The organism is Geodermatophilus sp. SYSU D00663, assembly GCF_054050655.1.
In genome coordinates this window covers 1-19,611 of the sequence record NZ_JBJGZT010000015.1, presented here as the reverse complement: position 1 = coordinate 19,611, position 19,611 = coordinate 1, and the positions used below count along the sequence as shown (strand labels likewise).

At 75.7% G+C, this 19,611-nt stretch carries 20 protein-coding genes; 15 read left to right on the top strand and 5 right to left on the bottom strand.

What is annotated here, in order from left to right:
- The first annotated feature begins 71 nt into the window (after positions 1 to 71).
- From ACI79Z_RS13230 to ACI79Z_RS13205, 6 genes are all read left to right on the top strand, one after another.
- Positions 72 to 1,394, top strand: a complete 1,323-nt coding sequence (locus ACI79Z_RS13230; RefSeq protein ID WP_387992420.1) for a phytochrome sensor protein — start codon at positions 72 to 74, stop codon at positions 1,392 to 1,394.
- 82 nt (positions 1,395 to 1,476) lie between these two features.
- Positions 1,477 to 2,700, top strand: a complete 1,224-nt coding sequence (locus ACI79Z_RS13225; protein WP_456902888.1) for an MFS transporter — start codon at positions 1,477 to 1,479, stop codon at positions 2,698 to 2,700.
- 219 nt (positions 2,701 to 2,919) lie between these two features.
- A complete protein-coding gene (locus tag ACI79Z_RS13220) occupies positions 2,920 to 3,414 on the top strand; it encodes a (2Fe-2S)-binding protein (RefSeq protein WP_387992415.1) in 495 nt (164 codons plus the stop codon).
- On the top strand, positions 3,411 to 5,912 hold the full coding sequence (locus ACI79Z_RS13215) for a xanthine dehydrogenase family protein molybdopterin-binding subunit (protein WP_456902887.1): 2,502 nt from the start codon (positions 3,411 to 3,413) through the stop codon (positions 5,910 to 5,912). Before ACI79Z_RS13220 ends, ACI79Z_RS13215 begins: the two co-directional genes overlap by 4 nt.
- Positions 5,909 to 6,766, top strand: a complete 858-nt coding sequence (locus tag ACI79Z_RS13210; protein WP_387992409.1) for an FAD binding domain-containing protein — start codon at positions 5,909 to 5,911, stop codon at positions 6,764 to 6,766. Before ACI79Z_RS13215 ends, ACI79Z_RS13210 begins: the two co-directional genes overlap by 4 nt.
- Before the next feature lie 95 nt (positions 6,767 to 6,861).
- The gene (locus ACI79Z_RS13205) at positions 6,862 to 7,950 is read left to right on the top strand and encodes an SRPBCC domain-containing protein (RefSeq protein ID WP_456902886.1); all 1,089 of its coding nucleotides are present in this window, start codon (positions 6,862 to 6,864) and stop codon (positions 7,948 to 7,950) included.
- Positions 7,951 to 8,028: 78 nt separating this feature from the next.
- Here ACI79Z_RS13205 and ACI79Z_RS13200 read toward each other — a convergent pair whose 3' ends face one another.
- The 3 genes from ACI79Z_RS13200 to ACI79Z_RS13190 are packed head-to-tail and all read right to left on the bottom strand — an operon-like array spanning position 8,029 to position 10,009.
- Positions 8,029 to 8,667, bottom strand: a complete 639-nt coding sequence (locus tag ACI79Z_RS13200) for an alpha/beta hydrolase family protein (RefSeq protein WP_456902885.1) — start codon at positions 8,665 to 8,667, stop codon at positions 8,029 to 8,031.
- Complete coding sequence (locus ACI79Z_RS13195) at positions 8,664 to 9,329, bottom strand: HAD family hydrolase (protein WP_456902884.1); 666 nt, start codon at positions 9,327 to 9,329, stop codon at positions 8,664 to 8,666. Before ACI79Z_RS13195 ends, ACI79Z_RS13200 begins: the two co-directional genes overlap by 4 nt.
- Entirely contained in the window at positions 9,326 to 10,009 is a 684-nt protein-coding gene (locus ACI79Z_RS13190) for a DedA family protein (protein ID WP_387992397.1), read from the bottom strand. The genes ACI79Z_RS13195 and ACI79Z_RS13190 overlap by 4 nt, the downstream gene beginning before the upstream one ends.
- A gap of 90 nt (positions 10,010 to 10,099) precedes the next feature.
- Between ACI79Z_RS13190 and ACI79Z_RS13185 the strand changes: the two genes are divergently transcribed.
- Complete coding sequence (locus tag ACI79Z_RS13185; protein ID WP_456902883.1) at positions 10,100 to 11,395, top strand: amidohydrolase family protein; 1,296 nt, start codon at positions 10,100 to 10,102, stop codon at positions 11,393 to 11,395.
- On the opposite strand, the gene ACI79Z_RS13180 is transcribed toward ACI79Z_RS13185, so the two are convergent.
- On the bottom strand, positions 11,392 to 11,865 hold the full coding sequence (locus tag ACI79Z_RS13180; protein ID WP_456902882.1) for a hypothetical protein: 474 nt from the start codon (positions 11,863 to 11,865) through the stop codon (positions 11,392 to 11,394). The genes ACI79Z_RS13185 and ACI79Z_RS13180 overlap by 4 nt on opposite strands.
- A 177-nt stretch (positions 11,866 to 12,042) precedes the next feature.
- Between ACI79Z_RS13180 and ACI79Z_RS13175 the strand changes: the two genes are divergently transcribed.
- The 4 genes from ACI79Z_RS13175 to ACI79Z_RS13160 all read left to right on the top strand — a co-directional run bounded on the left by ACI79Z_RS13175 (position 12,043) and on the right by ACI79Z_RS13160 (position 14,186).
- Complete coding sequence (locus ACI79Z_RS13175) at positions 12,043 to 12,882, top strand: endonuclease/exonuclease/phosphatase family protein (RefSeq protein ID WP_456902881.1); 840 nt, start codon at positions 12,043 to 12,045, stop codon at positions 12,880 to 12,882.
- A gap of 62 nt (positions 12,883 to 12,944) precedes the next feature.
- A complete protein-coding gene (locus ACI79Z_RS13170) occupies positions 12,945 to 13,307 on the top strand; it encodes an ArsR/SmtB family transcription factor (RefSeq protein WP_387992387.1) in 363 nt (120 codons plus the stop codon).
- Entirely contained in the window at positions 13,304 to 13,786 is a 483-nt protein-coding gene (locus tag ACI79Z_RS13165) for an SRPBCC family protein (RefSeq protein ID WP_387992384.1), read from the top strand. The genes ACI79Z_RS13170 and ACI79Z_RS13165 overlap by 4 nt, the downstream gene beginning before the upstream one ends.
- Positions 13,779 to 14,186 carry a VOC family protein gene (locus ACI79Z_RS13160; protein ID WP_387992381.1) on the top strand — a complete coding sequence of 136 codons (408 nt, stop codon included), beginning with the start codon at positions 13,779 to 13,781 and terminating at the stop codon, positions 14,184 to 14,186. Before ACI79Z_RS13165 ends, ACI79Z_RS13160 begins: the two co-directional genes overlap by 8 nt.
- A gap of 60 nt (positions 14,187 to 14,246) precedes the next feature.
- On the opposite strand, the gene ACI79Z_RS13155 is transcribed toward ACI79Z_RS13160, so the two are convergent.
- A complete protein-coding gene (locus tag ACI79Z_RS13155; protein ID WP_387992378.1) occupies positions 14,247 to 15,092 on the bottom strand; it encodes an MBL fold metallo-hydrolase in 846 nt (281 codons plus the stop codon).
- Between the two features lie 219 nt (positions 15,093 to 15,311).
- Here ACI79Z_RS13155 and ACI79Z_RS13150 point away from each other — a divergent pair, with 219 nt between their 5' ends.
- The 4 genes from ACI79Z_RS13150 to ACI79Z_RS13135 all read left to right on the top strand — a co-directional run bounded on the left by ACI79Z_RS13150 (position 15,312) and on the right by ACI79Z_RS13135 (position 19,430).
- Positions 15,312 to 15,650, top strand: coding sequence for a UBP-type zinc finger domain-containing protein (locus tag ACI79Z_RS13150; protein ID WP_387992375.1), 339 nt, complete (start codon positions 15,312 to 15,314; stop codon positions 15,648 to 15,650).
- 38 nt (positions 15,651 to 15,688) lie between these two features.
- Entirely contained in the window at positions 15,689 to 17,200 is a 1,512-nt protein-coding gene (locus tag ACI79Z_RS13145) for a TldD/PmbA family protein (protein ID WP_456902880.1), read from the top strand.
- Complete coding sequence (locus ACI79Z_RS13140) at positions 17,197 to 18,585, top strand: metallopeptidase TldD-related protein (protein WP_456902879.1); 1,389 nt, start codon at positions 17,197 to 17,199, stop codon at positions 18,583 to 18,585. The genes ACI79Z_RS13145 and ACI79Z_RS13140 overlap by 4 nt, the downstream gene beginning before the upstream one ends.
- Positions 18,586 to 19,127: 542 nt before the next feature.
- Positions 19,128 to 19,430 carry a hypothetical protein gene (locus ACI79Z_RS13135; protein ID WP_387992366.1) on the top strand — a complete coding sequence of 101 codons (303 nt, stop codon included), beginning with the start codon at positions 19,128 to 19,130 and terminating at the stop codon, positions 19,428 to 19,430.
- The last annotated feature ends 181 nt before the right edge of the window (positions 19,431 to 19,611 follow it).

The following is a 19,611-nucleotide window of genomic DNA, read 5'->3' as shown; positions in this document are numbered from 1 at the left end:
CGTTGCCTGGTGCAATCGTGCGATCCGGGTCACCATGGGCGGGCCATGACTCTCAGCCAGGGGAGAACGCCGTGACCGGCGCCAGCCCGTGGCTCGCGCTGCCCGAGGGGCGTCCCACGCCCGGGCTGACCCGCCGCCTCCGCGCGGCCCACGAGACGCTGGTGACGCGCGGCGCCCCGCCGCCCCGGCCGGACGTGCGGTCGGTGGTCTGGGACTCCTGGCGGCGCAGCCTGGGCAGCGGCGTCGACCCGGACGGGCAGGGCCCGCCGGTCGACCTGCTCGACGACGACTTGGCCGCCTACCGCGCCGCCCACCCGCTGGCCCCGGTGCTGCCGGTGATCCGCCGGCTGCTGGTCGAGGACGCCGAGGCCGACCGGATGATCGTCGCGGTCACCGACGCCGACGGCCGGATGCTGTGGGTGGAGGGCGACCGCCGCCTGCGCTCGCTGGCCGAGACCATGAACTTCGTCGCCGGCGCCCGGTGGTCCGAGGAGGTCGCCGGCACCAACGCCCCCGGCACCGCGCTCGCCCTCGACCACCCGGTGCAGATCTACGGCAGCGAGCACTACCGCCGCCCGGTGCAGCCGTGGAGCTGCTCGGCCGCGCCGGTGCACCACCCGGTCACCGGGGTGCTGCTCGGCGCCATCGACGTCACCGGCGGCGACCACGTGGCCAGCCCGCACGTGCTCACCCTCGTCCGCGCGACCGTGGCCGCCGTTGAGTCGGAGCTGCGCTGGCTGCACCGCGAGGAGCAGCGCGACGCCGCCCGCGGCCCCCGGCCCGCGCCGCCGGTGCGGCCCGCCGCGCCCCGGCTGGACGTGCTCGGCCGCGAGCGCGCCCGGCTGACCCTGCCCGGCGGCCCGGTGGAGCTCTCGCTGCGCCACTCCGAGCTGCTGCTCCTGCTCGCCGAGGCGGCCGCCGCGGGGGAGGGCCGCAGCACCGAGCAGCTGGCCGCCGAGTGCCACGCCGGCGACACCGCCGCGGTCACCGTGCGCGCCGAGCTCTCCCGGCTGCGCCGGCTGGTCGGCGACGACCTGGTCGGCTCGCGCCCCTACCGGCTGCTGCGCCCGCTGGAGACCGACCTGGAGGCGGTGCGCCGGCTGCTCGACCGGGGCGCCGTCGCCGCGGCGCTGGACCGCTACCCCGGCCCCGTCCTGCCCCGCTCGACCGCGCCCGGCGTCGCCCTCGCCCGGCGCCGCCTCGTCACCGCCCTGCGGGGCGCCGTGGTCGCCAGCCGCCGGCCCGAGCTGCTGCTGCGCTGGACCGCCCTGCCCGAGGCCCGCGACGACGCCGCCGCCTGGCAGGCCTGCCTCGAGGCGCTGCCGGCCGGGTCCCCGCGCCGCGGCGCGGTCGCCGCCCACCTGCTCGCCCTCCGGCGGACCTCCCGCGCCTGACCTCCGGGGCGCGTGGGGCGGAAACGGTCATCTCCGCCACCCCGGGGAATACGGACCGGCGACGTTCACTTGGCAGGGTCACGTGAGTGCCAGCACCGCCGCCCCGCCCGTTCCCGCGACCCCGTCCCTGGCCACGCCGCGCGTGGCCGTCGCGCTCGTCGCGCTCGCGCTCGGCGGGTTCGCGATCGGCACCACCGAGTTCGTCACGATGGGGCTGCTGCCCGACATCGCCGACGGCGTCGGCGTGGACATCCCGACGGCGGGCCACGTCATCTCCGCCTACGCGCTCGGCGTCGTCGTCGGCGCGCCGGTCATCGCCGCGCTGGGCGCCCGGCTGCCCCGCCGCGCCCTGCTCGTCGGGCTCATGGCCGCCTTCCTCGCCGGCAACGCGCTGAGCGCGCTCGCCCCCGGGTCGGCGTCGCTGCTGCTGGCCCGGTTCGTCAGCGGCCTGCCGCACGGCGCCTACTTCGGTGTCGCCTCGCTGGTCGCCGCGTCGCTGGTGCCGCCGTCGCTGCGCGGCCGCGCGGTGAGCACGGTGATGCTCGGGCTGGCCGTGGCCAACGTCGCCGGCGTCCCCGCGGCCACCTGGCTCGGGCAGACGCTGGGCTGGCGCTCGGCCTACTGGGCCGTGGTGGTCCTCGCCGCGCTCACCGTCGCGGCCGTGCTCGCCGTCGTCCCCTCCACGCCCGGGGCCCGCGAGGCCAGCGTGCGGGCCGAGCTCGGCGCGCTGCGCCGCCCGCAGGTCCTGCTCACGCTGGCCGTGGCCACCGTCGGGTTCGGCGGCATGTTCGCCGTCTACAGCTACGTCGCGCCGCTGACCACCGAGGTCACCGGCCTCTCGCGCGGCGTCGTCCCGTGGGTGCTGCTCGCCTTCGGCATCGGCGGCGTCGTGGGGACCGCGCTCGGCGGGCGGCTGGCCGACATCGCGCTGTTCCGCTCGCTGGTCGCCACCCTCGTCGCGCTCGCCGTCCTGCTGGCCCTGGTCGGCCCCGCCGCCGCCACCGGCCCCACCCTGCTGGCCGGGATCTTCCTGCTCGCGGTCGCCGCGTCGACGCTGGTCGTCTGCCTGCAGCTGCGGCTGATGGAGGTCGCCGGGGAGGCGCAGATGCTCGGCGCCGCGCTCAACCACTCGGCGCTCAACGCGGCCAACGCCCTCGGCGCGTGGCTGGGCGGCGTGGTCATCGCCGCCGGGTACGGCTACACCGCGCCGAGCCTGGTCGGCGTCGGGCTGGCGGTCCTCGGCCTCGTCGCGCTGGCCGGCAGCGCGGCGCTGCGGCGGCGGGAGCTGCGCACCGTCGCCGCCTGAGGCGCGCTGCAACGGCCCTGCAACCTCCCCGCTGCGGCCAATGAGCGTGCATCCAGCCGCGCCCGCGGAGGAATGATCGAGCAGTCTCCGCACCTGCGGACCGGCAGGTCACCCGGTCAGAGGTAAGCGTGGCCTAAGTCACTCCGCCGTTGACAGACTCCGCCGCGGAGCGCCCGCGGAGCCGGGCGCGATCGCCCCCTGCAACGGAGCGGAGGATCCATGACCCAGGTCAGCATGAGGGTCGACGGCGTGACCTACACCGACGAGGTCGAACCCCGGACCCTGCTGGTCCACCACCTGCGCGAGGCCCTCGGCAAGGTGGGCACCGTCGTCGGCTGCGACACCAGCAACTGCGGCGCCTGCACCGTGCACCTGGACGGGCAGGCCGTGAAGTCCTGCACCGTCCTCGCCGTCCAGGCCGACGGCGCCGAGGTCACCACCATCGAGGGCATCGGCAGCGAGGGCGCTCTGCACCCGGTGCAGAAGGCCTTCCACGAGATGCACGGTCTCCAGTGCGGCTACTGCACGCCCGGGATGATCATGGCCTCGATCGACCTGCTCAGGGAGAACCCGAACCCCAGCGAGACCGAGGTCCGCGAGGGCATCGAGGGCAACCTCTGCCGCTGTACCGGCTACCAGAACATCGTCCGCGCCGTGCAGCAGGCCGCGGGGGAGATGTCCGGCTCCACCGAGACCCTGGGGGCGCAGGCATGACCGTCACCGAGGACGCGGCCACCACCCAGACCCCGGCCCCGGACAAGGAGGTCGGCAAGGCCCGCCGCCGCAAGGAGGACGCCCGCCTCATCACCGGGCGCACCACCTGGACCGACAACATGGTCCTGCCCGGGATGCTGCACCTCAGCGTCGTGCGCAGCCCCGTGGCGCACGCCCGCATCACCTCGATCGACGTCTCCGCGGCGAAGGAGGCCCCCGGCGTCGTCGCGGTGTTCACCGGCCGCGACCTCGCCGACGAGCAGGGCTCCATCCCCTGCGCCTGGCCGGTCACCCCGGACATGAAGAACCCCGGCCACCCCTCGATCGCCGTCGACGGCGTGAACCACGTCGGCGAGGCGGTGGCGGTCATCGCCGCCCGCTCGCGCACCGCGGCCGCCGACGCCGTCGAGCTGGTCGACGTCGACTACGAGACGCTGCCGCCGGTCCTCGACATGGAGGAGGCCGTCCGCGACGGCGCCGAGCTGGTGCACGACGAGCTCGGCACCAACACCAGCTACCACTTCGTCTTCGACGCCGGCGAGGCCGGCACGGGCGTGGACACCGAGCAGGCCTTCGCCGACGCCGAGGTCGTCGTCAGCCGGCGCTTCGTCAACCAGCGGCTGATCCCGGCGTTCATGGAGCCGCGCTCGGTCGTCGTCCAGCCCCAGGGCGAGAACTTCACGCTGTGGTCGGCCACCCAGATCCCGCACGTGCTGCGGGTGATGCTGGCGATGGTCACCGGCATCCCGGAGCACAAGCTGCGCGTCGTCGCCCCCGACGTCGGCGGCGGCTTCGGCGGCAAGCTGCAGGTCAACCCCGAGGAGGTCCTCGCGCTGCTGATCGCGCGCCGCCTCGGCAAGCCGGTCAAGTGGACCGAGACCCGCAGCGAGTCGCTGATGACCGCCCACCACGGCCGCGACCAGATCCAGTACGTCGACGTCGCCGCCACCCGGGAGGGCGACGTCAAGGGCCTGCGCGTGCGGATCCTCGCCGACATGGGCGCCTACCTGCGGCTGATCACCCCGGGCGTGCCGGCGCTGGGCGCGTTCATGTTCCCCGGCATCTACAAGTTCCCGGCCTACCGCTTCGAGTGCGACGGCGTCTTCACCAACAAGGTCCCCACCGACGCCTACCGCGGCGCGGGCCGGCCCGAGGCCACCTTCGCCGTCGAGCGGATCATGGACGAGCTCGCCGTCGAGCTCGGCATGGACCCGCTGGAGCTGCGGCGCAGGAACTGGATCGACGCCGCGGAGTTCCCGTTCACCACCGTCGCCGGCCTCGAGTACGACAGCGGCGACTACGACTCGGCCACCCAGCAGGCGCTGGACCTGCTCGGCTACACGGAGCTGCGCGAGGAGCAGCGCCGCCGGCGCGAGGCGAACGACCCGGTGCAGCTGGGCATCGGCTTCTCCACCTTCACCGAGATGTGCGGCCTGGCGCCCTCCCGGGTGCTCGGCTCGCTGTCCTACGGCGCGGGCGGCTGGGAGTCGGCGTCGATCCGGATGCTGCCCACCGGCAAGGTCGAGGTGGTCACCGGCTCGACGCCGCACGGCCAGGGCCACGAGACGGCGTGGAGCCAGCTGGTCGCCGACCAGCTCGGCGTGCCGTTCGAGGACGTCGAGGTGCTGCACGGCGACACCGCCGTCGCCCACAAGGGCATGGACACCTACGGCTCGCGCTCGCTGGTCGTCGGCGGCACCGCGGTGGTCAAGGCCGCCGACAAGGTGATCGCCAAGGCCCGCCGGGTGGCCGCGCACCTGCTCGAGGCCAACGAGGACGACCTGGACTTCTCCGGCGGGAAGTTCACCGTCCGCGGGACGCCGGGCACCGGGATGTCGATCCAGGAGATCGCGCTCGCCGTCTTCGCCGCGCACGACTACCCCGAGGACATCGAGCCCTCGATCGACGCGGACGCCACCTTCGACCCGGTCAACTTCTCCTTCCCGCACGGCACGCACGTGTGCGCCATGGAGGTCGACACCGAGACCGGGTTCGTGAAGATCCGCAAGTACGCCTGCGTCGACGACGTCGGCACGATCGTCAACCCGCTCATCGTCGAGGGGCAGGTGCACGGCGGCCTGGCCCAGGGCATCGCGCAGGCGCTCTACGAGGAGGCCGTCTACGACGCCGACGGCAACCTCACCACCGGCACCTTCGTCGACTACCTGGTCCCGTCGGCCGCCGACCTGCCGCACTTCGACACCGGCAACACGGTGCACGAGGCGCCGGGCAACCCGATCGGCGCCAAGGGCGTGGGCGAGGCCGGTTGCATCGCCAGCACCCCGGCGGTGGTCAACGCCGCGCTCGACGCCGTCCGGCACCTGGGTGTGGAGGACATCCGGATGCCGCTGACCCCGGAGCGGGTGTGGCGGGCCATCCACCAGGGCGGCGACGGCGGGGACCGGGCCACGGCCGGGTCCAACGCCTACGGCGGCGCCCAGACCGAGACCACCGCCGGTGTCTCGACCCCGCAGTCCGCTCTCGGAGGTGACCGGTGATCCCCGCCCCGTTCGAGTACGTCCGGCCGACGACGGTCGAGGAGGCCGTCCAGGCGGTCGCCGACGGCGGCGAGGACGTCAAGGTGATGGCGGGCGGGCAGTCGCTCATCCCGGTCATGCGGCTGCGCCTGGCCGCGCCGGAGACGATCGTCGACCTCGGCCGGGTGGCGGAGATGCGCGGCGTCCGCGAGGAGGGCGACTCCCTGGTCATCGGCGCCATGACCACGCACGCCGACGTCCTCACCGACCCGCTCATCGCCCGGCACGCGAAGCTGGTCGCGGAGGCGACCGAGACGGTGGCCGACCGGCAGACCCGCCGGCGCGGCACCTTCGGCGGCGCCCTGGCGCACGCCGACCCGGCCGGTGACCTGCCGGCGGTGGCGCTCGCGCTGGACGCCGAGATGGTGATCGCCGGGCCGGACGGGCGCCGCACGGTGCCCGCGCGGGAGTTCTTCGTCGACTACCTGACCACCGCCCTCGACGAGGGGGAGGTCCTGGTCGAGATCCGGGTGCCGAAGCTGACCGGCGACTGGGGCGTGCGCTACGAGAAGTTCAACCGCGTGGCGCAGGCGTGGTCGATCGTCGCGGTCGCCGCGGCGGTGCGGCGCGAGAACGGGCACATCGCCGAGGCGCGGATCGGGCTGACCAACATGGGCCCGACCCCCCTGCGGGCGTCGGCCACCGAGGCCGCGCTGTCCGGCGCCGCCGCGTCCCCGGACGCGGTGGCCTCCGCGGCGCGGTCGGCGGCCGAGGGCACCAGCCCGAGCAGCGACCTCAACGCCCAGGCCGACTACCGCGAGCACCTCGCGCAGGTGCTCACCCGCCGCGCGGTCACCGCTGCGGCCGGGCTGTAACGTCCGGCACAACCCCGGCTCCCGCCCGTTCCCTCGGCCGGCCCGCCCTCCCGGGCGGACCGGCCGAGGTCCGTTCCCCACCCGGAGGTCGCACCGTGCAGCTGGAGAACTCGTTCACCGTCCCCGTGCCCGTCGACGAGGCCTGGCGGGTCCTGCTCGACATCGAGCGGATCGCCCCGTGCATGCCCGGCGCCGCGCTCGACTCGGTCTCCGGTGACGACTTCACCGGCCGGGTCAAGGTCAAGCTCGGTCCGATCAACCTGACCTACCAGGGCAAGGCGTCGTTCGTGGAGAAGGACGAGGCCGCGCACCGCGCCGTCATCGACGCGCGCGGCAAGGACCAGCGGGGCAACGGGACGGCGGCGGCCACCATCACCGCCCAGCTCCAGGGCGAGGGGACGACGACGCGGGTCGACGTCCTCACCGACCTCAACATCACCGGCCGCCCGGCCCAGTTCGGCCGCGGCGTCATGACCGACGTCGGCAACAAGCTGCTCGGCCAGTTCGCCGACAAGCTCGCCGCCCAGCTGGCCAGCGGCGACGACCTGACCGTCGACCGGGCGGCCGCCGCGGAGCAGCAGGAGCCGACCGTCGCCGGGAAGGTCGCGGCCACCGCGGCCGGGGTCGCCGAGGAGGTCGCCCAGTCGGTCGAGCAGGTGCCCGGCGACAACGCGGTCGCGGAGACGGTGCGCGAGGCCGGCACCGCGGCGCGGGAGGCCGCGGCGTCCGCCGGCGACGCCGCGCGCAAGCCCGCGGAGAAGGCCCCGGCGAAGAAGGCCGCCGCGGCGTCGTCCCCGTCGCCCACGGAGACCGCGCCGATCACCGCCCCGGTCACCGGCGCCACCGACACCGTCTCGATCCCCGCGGTGTCGGACACCGCGCCGGCCGCGGCGGACCTCGCCCCGTCGGCCTCGGACACCGCGCCGGCCGCGGCGGTCGGCGGGCCGGTGCCGAGCACGCCGCCGTCGCGCAACACCGCCCCGCCGAGCCGGCCGGGCACCGGCGCCCCGCCGCGCAGCACGCCCGCCGCGGCTCCGGCGCGCCCCCAGCCGGCCGCGGAGCCCGAGCCGATCGACCTGCTCGAGGTGGCCGGCGGCGCCGCGCTCGCCCGCTACGCCGGCCCCGGCGCCGCCGTCCTCGCGGTGCTGCTGCTCATCCTGTTCGCGGCCCGCCGCCGCCGCTGACGGCCCGCTCCGTCGATCACCGGGTGCGTGCTCGCGACACGGCGGGACACGCCGGGCCCTCGTGCACGCATCCGGTGGTCAACTCCTGACGGCGGCGAGCTCCTCCAGCCAGGCCAGCGCCGCGGCGGCCACGGCCTCCGGCGCCCTCCCCAGCGAGTGGTCGCCCGGCACCGCGCACACCGACGCCGACGGCACCCCGTCCAGCGCCACGACCAGCTCCGCGGGCCGGCCGAACGCGTCGGTCTCCCCCTGCACCACGACCAGCGGCACACCGGCGCCGGTGAGCTCGCCCGCGCGGCTGCGCTCGGGACGGCCCGGCGGGTGCAGCGGGAACGCCAGCGCCAGCACACCGTCCGCCCCGAGCGCCGTCGCCGTCCGGCAGGCCACCCGCGCCCCGGCGCTGCGGCCGCCGAACACCAGCGGCCCGGTCAGCGCGCCGCCGGCCCGCAGCGCCTCGACGACGGCGGTCCAGGCGACGTCCAGGCGCGGCGGCGCGGGCGCGATCCGCTTGCCGGCCACCCGCCACGGCTGCTCCACCCGCAGCACCCGCCAGCCCGCCGCGGCGGCCGAGGTCGTGACGGCGACCAGGTCGGCCGACCCGGCGCCACCGCCGGCGCCGTGCCCGAGCACGAGCGTGCCGCGGGCACCGTCGGCCGGGCCGTCGGCGTGCACCGCGGCCGGGCCGAGCGGGGTGCCGACGGGCGCGGGGGAGCTCACGGCGCCAGCAGCGCGTCGACCGCCCCCGCGAGGTCCGGGGCGACGACGGCCGGCGCCGGGTAGCCCGGCGGGTACACGCGCTCGCTGCGCGGGAACCACGCCCCGGTGAGGCCGGCCCGCTCGGCGCCGAGCACGTCCCAGCCGTGGGCGGCGACCAGTGCCATCCGCGCCGGCTCGACCCCGCAGGCGCCCGCGGCCCACAGGTAGGCCGCGCGGGAGGGCTTCCAGGTGCGCACCGTCTCGCTGGTCAGCGTCCGCTCGACCAGCGGCGTGACGCCGCCGCGCTCCAGCCCCGCCTCGGCCACGCCGGGGGAGCCGTGCGACAGCGTCACCACCCGCACGCCGGCGTCGTGGAGGCGGCGCAGCGCGGGCTCGACGTCGGGGTGCGGCGACAGCTCGAGGAAGGCGTCGGCGACCTCCGAGCGGGCGCCGTCGGGCAGGTCGGTGAGCTGGGCCAGCGCCGAGTCGAAGGCGGCGCGGAAGGGCAGCCAGACGCCGGCCACCGTGGCCGCCGTCCCGGTGTGCAGGGTGCGGCCGAACACGGTGGGCAGCAGCTCCGCGGGCTGCCCGTGCTCGACGAGCGCGGCGGCGACGGGGGCGAGGTCGAGCAGCGTCTCGTTGACGTCGAACGCGACGACCTCGGGGCGCGGGGGGCGTGTCACGCGTCGGCGCTGCGGGCGTCCTCGGCGCGGCCCGCGGTGGTCTGCCGCCGCCGGTGGGAGCGGATGTCCTTCACCCGCTTGTAGACCAGGTAGCCCACCGCCAGGACGACGACGGCGACGACGACGTAGTCCAGGTAGTGCAGGTTCGCCTCGATGAAGTCGCGGGCCAGCCAGCCCAGCGTCACCAGGACGGTGTTCCAGATCAGGCTGCCGGCCGCGGAGTAGAGGAGGAACTGGCCGAACGGCATCCGCACCACGCCCGCGGGCACGGAGATGAAGCTGCGCACGATCGGCACCATGCGGCCGAAGAACACCGCGGAGCGGCCGTGCCGCTCGAACCAGGCGAAGGTCTTGTCGACGTCGGCGGTCTCGACCAGCGGCAGCCGGTCGAGGAAGGCGTGCGACCGTCGCGGGCCCAGCGCCCGGCCGACGTAGTAGAAGAAGATCGCCCCGAGGATCGAGCCGATGGTGGCGCAGCCGACGACGGCCACGAACGCGAACGGGCTGTCGATGAGCACACCGGCCGCCCCGAGGACGGCCTCGCTGGGGATCGGCGGGATGACCGTCTCCAGGAGGATGCTGAAGCCGACGCCGATCGGGCCCAGCGAGTCCACGAGGGAGAGCAGCCAGGCGGTGAGCCCACCCTGGTCGGAGGATGCCGCAGCGGCCAGGAAGGACATGGCTCCCACGGTACGGGCGGTGTCCGGACGTCGCCCGGACCTGCGGGGCGCTGCCCGGACGGCCGGGACGGATGGGGTTAGCGTGCCGCCATGCGTCAGCGACTCACCGCCCGGGCCGTCGTCGTGGGGGACCGGGCGGGCACCGTCGTGCCGGACGCCGTCGTCGACGTCGAGGACGGGCGCATCGCGTGGGCCGGCCCGGCCGCCGACGCCCCGCCGGCCGGGGACGCCGAGGTCGTGGCGCTGCCCGGCCTGCTCGTGCCGGGGCTGGTGAACGCCCACTCGCACGCGCCGATGGTGCTGTTCCGCGGCCAGGGCGAGGGGCTGCCGCTGGACCGCTGGCTGCGCGAGGTGATGTGGCCGCGGGAGGCGCGGCTGACCGGGGACGACGTCGAGGTGGCGATGACCGCCGCGTCGGCGGAGATGCTGCGCGGCGGGGTCACCGCCAGCGTGGAGATGTACTTCTCACCGGAGCGGATCGCCGCGGCGGTCGCGGCCACGGGCGCCCGGGTGGTGGTCGCGGCGCCGATGGTGCCGCTGCCGGGCATGCCGCCGCTGGAGGAGCAGATGGCCGCCGCGGTGGACCTGGCCGGGCGCGCCGACGCGGACGGCCTGGTGGAGTACGGCCTGGGCCCGCACGCGGCCTACACCGTCCCGCTGCCCCTGCTGCGCCGCGCCGCCGAGATCACCCGCGAGCACGGGATGCTGCTGCACCTGCACGTGGCCGAGACCGCCACCGAGGGCGACGGCCTGCTCGAAGCGCACGGGCTGTCGGTGCCCGCGCTGCTGGCCGCGCACGACGTCCTGGGCGGGCGGGTGCTGGCCGCGCACTGCGTGCACCTCGACGACGCCGACCTGGAGCTGTGGGCCGAGTACGACGTCGCCGTGGCGCACTGCCCCGCCAGCAACGCCAAGCTCGCCAGCGGCATCGCGCCGGTGCGGGCGATGCTCGACCGCCGGATCCGGGTCGGCCTGGGCACCGACGGGCCGGCGTCCAACGACGGGCTGGACCTGCTCGCCGACGTCCGCCTGGCCGCGGGGCTGGCCCGGCTGCGGGAGTCCGCGGCCACGGCGCTTCCCGCCGCGGAGGCGTTCTGGCTGGCCACCGGCGGCGCCGCCGAGGCGATCGGCCGCCCCGACCTCGGCCAGGTCGAGGCGGGCCGGCGCGCGGACCTCGTGCACGTGGACACCCGCGACCTCGGCTTCGAGCCGGTCGGTGACCAGGCCGACCTGCTCACCCACCTGGTCTGGTCGGGCGCCTCGCGGCTGGTCCGCGACGTGTGGGTCGGCGGCCGGCAGGTGGTCGCCGACGGCGCGGTGACCACCGTGGACGTGGACGCGCTGCGCGCCGAGGTCGCCGAGCGGGCGGCGCGGCTCGCCCGCTAGGCCTGCGGAGCGGGACCGGTCCAGGTGTAGAGGTGGCCGTCGACCACGACGGTGACCCAGCCCTCGCACAGCAGCGCGGGCTCGCCGGTGAGGTCGGGCCAGGTGCCGCCGCCGTCCCACGGCATGCCCGGCCGCGGCAGCGGCGTGCAGTCCGCGGGCGGGACGGCGCCGGGCGCGAGGGCCATGTCGGCCCGGACGCTGCCGTCGGCGGGCCCGTACGCCTCCCCCGGCCGGACGACGGTGACGCCGGATCCCACCCCGCGGGTCCACCACGGCACCGCGCCGCGCGGCGCCCCGGCGGCCTCGGCGACGTCGCGGGTGTCGGTGTGCCCCTGCAGCTCGGCCACCATCGCGCCGAGCCCGTGCACCCCGGCGGGCATCGTCACCAGGACGCCGGCTCCCGCGGCCGCGCCGAGCGCGACCGTCCCCGCCAGCGTGCCCAGGACCACCCTCACCGCCGTGCCGGGCACCGCGGGCCTCCTCTCGTCGGGCCACCGGCCGGTGGCGGGACGAGCCTCGGTCCGGAGGCCGTCCGCGGGCGTCGGCGCCCGGGCTGATCCCGCCGGGGGCCGGTCGTCCACCCGGGGGAGGACACCGGGTGCGACGTGGGCTGGAGGACCGTGCCGTGCGGCGGTTGACTGCGCCACATGGTGGCGTCCCTGCGGGTCCTGACCATGAACGTGCTCGGCCCGGCCAACCCGGACTGGGTCCGCCGCAGCGCGCTGATCGGGGAGACGCTGCGCCGGCTGGACGCCGACGTCGTCGCGCTGCAGGAGGTGCCCGTCGCCGACGGCACCGTCGAGGAGCTGCTCGGCCCCGGCTGGTCCGTGACCCCCTTCTCCCGGGCCGCCGAGGACGGGGTGGGCGGCGTGCTGGCCACCCGGGCCCCGCACCGCGTGGTCGAGGAGGTCGACCAGCGCTGCACGCCGCGGGCACGGGACTTCCCGTGGTGCGCGACGCTGCTGGCCGAGGTGGACACCGCGGTCGGCCGCGTGCTGGTCGCCCACCACAAGCCCAGCTGGCAGTTCGGGTACGAGTACGAGCGCGAGCAGCAGGCGCTCGCCGCCGCGCGGGCGGTCGAGCGCCGGGCCGGCGGGGTGGACCACGCCGTCGTCCTCGGCGACCTCGACGCGACGCCCGACGCGGCGAGCACGCAGTTCCTGCGCGGACGCCGGTCGCTGGACGGGACGAGCGTCTGCTTCCAGGACGCCTGGGAGACCCTGCACCCGGCCGATCCCGGGTTCACCTTCGACGCCCGGAACCCGCTGGTGCGGGCGGGGGAGGTGGCCACCGCGGTCAGCCGGCGCATCGACTGGGTGCTGGTGCGCAGCGGCGTGCACGGGCCGACGCTGCAGGTCCGCTCCTGCGCCCGGGTGCTGGACGAGCCGGTCGCCGGCGTCTGGGCCAGCGACCACCACGGCGTCGTCGCCGACCTCGACCTGCCCGGCCACCCGCCGGGCTCGTGGGCTCCTCAACCGACCGGTTGACAAACGTCCCCGCCGGGTCCTATCGTCGTGTTCAACCGAGAGGTTGATGAAGGAGGTCGCAGGTGGCAGCGGACCCGCTCTCCCGGGTATTCGCGGCGCTGGCCGACCCGACGCGGCGCGACATGGTCGCGCGGCTGGCGGTCGGCGACGCGACGGTGGGCGAGCTCGCCGCCCCCTACGACGTGACCGTCCAGGCGGTCTCCAAGCACCTGAAGGTGCTCGAGGACGCCGGTCTGGTCAGCCGCAGCCGGGAGGCCCAGCGCCGCCCGGTGCACCTCGAGGCGGAGGTGTTCGACCTGATGACGAAGTGGATCGAGCGCTACCGCCGTCAGGCGGAGGAGCGCTACCGCCGCCTCGACGACGTCCTCCGGTCCATGCCGGACGACGCGACACCGCCCACCGCGCAGGAGGAGAACCGGTCATGAGCACCGCCACCCGTGAGACGCAGATCGTCGCCGACCCCGAGGTCCCGCTCGTCCGCATCACCCGCGAGTTCGACGCCCCGCGCGGCAAGGTGTTCCGCGCGCACACCGACCCCGAGCTGCTCGTGCGGTGGCTGGGCCCGCGCGGGCTGGAGATGCGCATCGACCACTACGACTGCCGCACCGGCGGCTCCTACCGCTACGTGCACAGCGACGCCGACGGTGAGTACGCCTTCCGCGGCTGCTTCCACGAGGTCCGGCCCGACGAGCTCATCGTGCAGACGTTCACCTTCGAGGGGCAGCCCGACGGCGTCGCCCTGGAGAAGCTGGTGCTCGAGGACCTCGGCGACGGCCGCACCCGGCTGACCGTCACCTCGCTGTGCGACTCGTTCGCCGACCGGGACGCGATGATCGCCGGCGGCATGGAGGTCGGCGTCGTCGAGGGCTACGAGCGGCTCGACGAGGTGCTCGCCCGTGGCTGAGCGCGCCGTGGAGATGAAGCTGGAGCTCGTACCCATACCGGTCGCCGACGTCGACCGGGCGAAGGCCTTCTACGCCGACCGGCTGGGCTTCACCGTCGACGTCGACGTGCGACCCGCCGACGGCGTGCGGGTCGTCCAGCTGACCCCGCCGGGTTCGGCCTGCTCCGTCGGCTTCGGCACCGGCCTGGCGGCCTACGAGGGCGCTCCCGGCTCCGTCCGGGCGCTGCACCTCGTCGTCGCGGACATCGAGCACGCCCGGGCGGACCTGGTGGGCCGCGGTGCCGACGTCGGGCCCGTGGTGGACGTCGGGGGCGGGGTGAAGTACGCGGCGATCACCGACCCGGACGGCAACACCCTGACCCTGCAGGAGATGGCCTGGCGGACGGGCGCAGCCTTCTAGGCGCGCAGCCTTCTAGGCGCGCAGCCTTCTAGGCGCGCAGCCTTCTAGGCGCGCAGCCTTCTAGGCGCGCAGCGAGATCGTCTCCCCGCGCACGACGGTCCGCAGCTGCCCGGGCGCCCGCCGCTCGGCGACCTCCCGCACGAAGTCGCCGAGCGGCGAGGCGAACCGGTCGTAGTCGTCGTAGTGCACCGGCACGGTCACCGGCGGCTTCAGCAGCTCCACCAGGTCGGCGCCCTGCCGGCCGTCCATGGTCACGGTGACGCCCAGCGCCCTGGTCCCGCCCAGGTGCGGGATCACGACGTCGAGCGGCCCGCAGCGCTGCAGCACCTCGCCCAGCCACGGCCGGAACAGCGTGTCGCCGGTGACGTAGCCGCGCCAGGACACCTCGCCGTCGCGGAGCAGCTCCAGCACGCTGCCCATCACCGGCGGCAGCACCCGCGCCAGCGGGCCGGGGCCGTGGACGCCGGGCACCGAGGTGATCCGCAGCGTCTCGTCGCCGCGGCCGATCTCGTGCACCTGCCACGGCCGCAGGTCCGCGGTCGCCGAGAAGCCGCGCGAGGACAGCGTCCGCGCGGCCGCGGGGGTGGTGACGACCGGCGTGGCCTTGTCGATGGTCGCGTAGGCGACCCGGTCCCAGTGGTCGCCGTGCAGGTGGGACAGCAGGACGGCGTCGAGGTCGGGGAGGTCCTCGGGCAGCAGCGCCGGGTCGGTCAGCCGCCGGGCGAACAGGCCCTTGCCCAGGTAGACGCGCTCCCCGCGCCGGACGAAGTTCGGGTCGGTGAGCAGGGTGAACCCGCCCAGCCGCAGCAGCGTCGTCGCGTTGCCGCCGAAGGTGAGGGTGACGTCGGCGGCGCTCTCGTCGGTGGGCGCGGTGCTGCGGTCGGCGCTGCCCGGGTCGGCGGTCATGCCCGGGCGGCTACCCGCCGGCCGTCGTCCTGCAACCCCGGCCGGCGGTGTCGGCGGGCCGGTGGCCGGGCCGTGGCCGCCCGTCCGCTGCAGGAGACCGCCGCGGGCCTTGTCCCCCGCCTCCGACCGGAGCAGCGTCACGACCGGCACCGAGCCGGTGCCCGACGGCGGCCGGGACCGGGTCCGGGCCGCACCCACCGCAGGACCCGAGGAGCCGCGATGAGCCAGGTCGACCCGTCCGTCCCGCCGAGCGGCACCGGCTGCGCCGACTGCGACGCCACCGGCGGCTGGTGGTTCCACCTGCGCCGGTGCGCCGCCTGCGGCCACGTGGGCTGCTGCGACTCCTCGCCGTCGCAGCACGCCTCGGCGCACGCCGCGGCCACCGGGCACCGGGTCGCGCAGAGCTTCGAGCCGGGTGAGGACTGGACCTGGGACTACGCCGCCGGGGAGTTCGGCGGGGACCTCCGGCTCGCGCCGCCGACCTCGCACCCGGTGACCCAGCCGGCGCCCGGGCCCGCCGGCCGGGTGCCCGCGGACTGGCAGCGCCACCTGCACTGAGGGCGGGCCGGGGCGGGCCCGGCTGGTAGACAGGGGCGGTGGTGCAGTCCCGGGACGTCGACGAGTCCTTCCTCGCCCTGCCCCTGTCCGCGCTCACCGAGGCGGCGCTGACCCGAGCGGTCGACCTCGGCTGCGAGCACGCCGACATCCGGGTGGAGCGCATCCGCACCCAGTCGATCAGCCTGCGCGACGCGCGGCTGGAGGCGCTGGCCGACGGCGAGGACCTGGGCCTGGCCGTGCGCGTGGTGCACGAGGGCACCTGGGGGTTCGCGGCGGGCGTCGTCCTCACCGCCGCCGAGGCGGTGCGGCTGGCCGAGCAGGCGGTCGCCGTCGCGCAGGTGTCGGCGGCGCTGGCCACCGACCGGGTCGAGCTCGCGCCGGAGCCCCGGCACGAGGGCTCCTGGGTGTCGTCCTACGACGTCGACCCGTTCGAGGTGCCCGACGCCGAGAAGACCGCGCTGCTCACCGAGCTGTCCGAGCGGCTGCTGGCCGCCGACGGCGTCGAGCACGTGCAGTCGGGCTGCATGCACGTCAAGGAGCAGAAGTACTACGCCGACACCAACGGCACCCGCACCCGCCAGCAGCGGGTGCGCATCACGCCGGAGTTCACCGCGCTCACCGTCGACCGGGCCACGGGCGCCTTCGAGAGCATGCGGACCCTCGCCCCGCCGGCCGGCCGCGGCTGGGAGTACCTGACCGGCGGGCACTTCGACTGGGACGCCGAGCTGGCGCAGATCCCCGAGCTGCTGCGGGAGAAGACCAAGGCGCCGTCGGTGGAGCCGGGCCGCTACGACCTCGTCGTCGACCCCTCCAACCTGTGGCTGACGATCCACGAGTCCGTCGGCCACGCCACCGAGCTGGACCGGGCGCTGGGCTACGAGGCCGCCTACGCCGGCACGTCGTTCGCCACCGTCGACGGGCTGGGGAGCCTGCGCTACGGGTCGGAGCTCATGCACGTCACCGGCGACCGGACGGTCGAGCACGGGCTGTCGAGCATCGGCTGGGACGACGAGGGCGTCGAGGCCCAGCAGTGGGACATCGTCCGCGACGGCGTGCTCGTCGGCTACCAGGTCGACCGCAACACCGCCCGGCTCGGCGGGATGGCCCGCTCCAACGGCTGCTCGTTCGCCGACTCGCCGCGGCACGTGCCGGTGCAGCGGATGGCCAACGTGTCGCTGCAGCCGGCCGCCGACGGGCCGGACCTCGCGGGGCTGATCGGCGGGGTCGAGCGCGGCATCTACGTCGTCGGCGACAAGAGCTGGTCGATCGACATGCAGCGCTACAACTTCCAGTTCACCGGCCAGCGCTTCTACCGCATCGAGGGCGGACGGCTGGCCGGGCAGCTGCGCGACGTCGCCTACCAGGCCACGACGACGGACTTCTGGGGCTCGATGCGCGCCGTCGGCGGGCCCTCCACCTACCGCCTCGGCGGCGCGTTCAACTGCGGCAAGGCCCAGCCCGGGCAGGTCGCGCCGGTCAGCCACGGCAGCCCGGCCGCGCTCTTCGAGGGCGTCACCATCCTCAACACGGTCCAGGAGGGCGGGCGATGAGCCAGCTGACCGCGCAGCAGCTGGTCGAGAAGGCGCTGGCCGCCTCGACCGCCGACGGCTGCGTCGCCTACGTCGTCGAGAGCACCGAGGCCAACCTGCGGTGGGCGTCGAACAGCCTGACGACGAACGGGGCGATGCGCTCGCGCCAGGTCGTCGTCGTGTCGTTCGTCGACGGCGGCGCCGGGATGGCCACCGGCACGGTCGCGCGGACCGGCACGCCCGACGTCGCCGAGCTGGTCGCCGCCAGCGAGCAGGCCGCCCGCGACGCCGGCCCGGCCGAGGACGCCGTGCCGCTGATCAGCGAGGCCCCACCGGACGCGGGGGACTGGGACGCCGAGCCGGCCGAGACCTCGATCGAGGTGTTCGCCGAGTTCGCGCCGGCGCTGGGGGAGGCGTTCGGGGCCGCGCGCGGCCGCGGCGACCTGCTCTTCGGCTACGCCGAGCACGCGCTGACGACGACGTACGTGGGCACCTCCACCGGCCTGCGGCTGCGCACCGACCAGCCCAGCGGCCGCGTGGAGCTCAACGGCAAGAGCACCGACTTCTCGCGGTCGGTGTGGTCCGGCGTCGGCACCCGCGACTTCCGCGACGTGTCGGTGGCCGACCTCGCCGCCGACGTGGAGCGCAAGCTCGGCTGGTCGCAGCGGCGGGTCGAGCTGCCGGCCGGGCGGTACGAGACGCTGCTGCCGCCGTCGGCCGTGAGCGACCTGATGATCTACGCCTACTGGACGATGGAGGCCCGCGACGCCGACGAGGGCCGCAACGTCTACGCCAAGGCCGGCGGCGGCAACCGGATCGGCGACCGGCTGGCCCAGCTCCCGCTGACCCTGCGCAGCGACCCGCACGCCCCCGGGCTGGAGACGGCGCCGTTCCAGGTGGTGAGCACCTCGTCCGGCTCGGCCAGCGTGTTCGACAACGGGATGGCGACGCCCGCCGTCGACTGGATCCGCGACGGCGTCCTCACCAACCTGATCCGCCCGCGGGCCTGGGCGCTGAAGACGACGGCGCCCGCGGTGGCCGCCGTCGACAACCTGATCCTCGAGCAGCCCGGCGCGACGGCGTCGCTGGAGGACATGGTCGCCGCCACCGACCGCGGGCTGATGCTGACCACGCTCTGGTACATCCGCGAGGTCGACCCGCAGACGCTGCTGCTCACCGGCCTGACCCGCGACGGCGTGTTCCTCGTCGAGGGCGGCGAGGTGACCGGCGCGGTGAACAACTTCCGGTGGAACGAGTCGCCGGTGGACCTGCTGGCGCGGATCGGCGAGGTCGGGCGCACCGAGCGCACGCTGCCGCGCGAGTGGAACGACTGGTTCACCCGCGCCGCGATGCCGCCGGTGCGCGTGCCGGACTTCAACATGAGTTCGGTGTCCCCGGCCAGCTAGGCGCCGTCGGCTCCCGCCGGCCGCCGCACCGCCGGCTCGTGCGGTGCTCCGCGTGCTCCTGCGGTGCCGCGACACCGCAGGAGCACCGGGAACACCGCGGGAGCCACCTCCTGGGGTCCTCCCTGTGCTCCTGGGGGCCTGCACCACCCCAGAACGTCGAACAGCGCCCCAGCGGCCGGCGCGGGGAACGTCTGCACTGCGCGTCGACGTCGGCTCTTGCGGTGTCCTGCGTGCTCCTGCGGTGCCGCGACACCGCAGGAGCACCGCGAACGCCGCGAGAGGGCCGGCTCCTCGGGTCGAGTCCGTGCTCCCGCGGTCCTGCAGCATCCCGGGACCGCGGGAGCGACCCTCGTGGCCGCCCGGTGCGGGGTCCTCGCGCACTGGCGGCGCGTCCCGACGGGGGCTCGTGGGGCGGCTGTGACGCAGGAGTGGCGAGGGGCGCCCATACCGCACAGCTGCTCCCCCCAAACACGGATCCCGGATATTTTTCCGGCGGACAGCAGAGAGCCCCCGGGTCCCCGGGGGCGCGAGGGGAGCACGCCATGACCCGCAACCAGAAGCCCTCCGTGTTCCAGGTGGGCAAGATCTGGGACGACGGCCGCACGATCGTCGTCTCCGGGTGGGGCATCGGGCTGTGCGCCTCCGCCTGCGCCTGCCACCGCTCGCCGATGGGCGGGCACCTGGCCATCGACGAGGACCAGGCCGGCGGCACGCTGGGGCTGCGGTGCTTCGACGAGGACGGTTGCGACTGCTGCGAGCCGTGGACCGCCGACGAGCTGTCCGCCGTCCTGCGCGACCTGCAGCGCGTGGCCGGGCTCGACGCCGAGGAGCCGCTCGCCGGCTGAGGGAGGACCCCCCTGCTCCCCGCCGCTCGCAGGCTCGCGGCGGGGTCCTGCGGAGGGGGCGCACGGACACCGGTCCACGGGGCGGGGGCCGGTCGGCGCCCCCCCCGCGGGGTTTTCGGACCCCCTGCTTGGTAGAGCTGCGATGCCCGGTGCCCAGGCCGGCCAGGCCCGCACCCCCGCG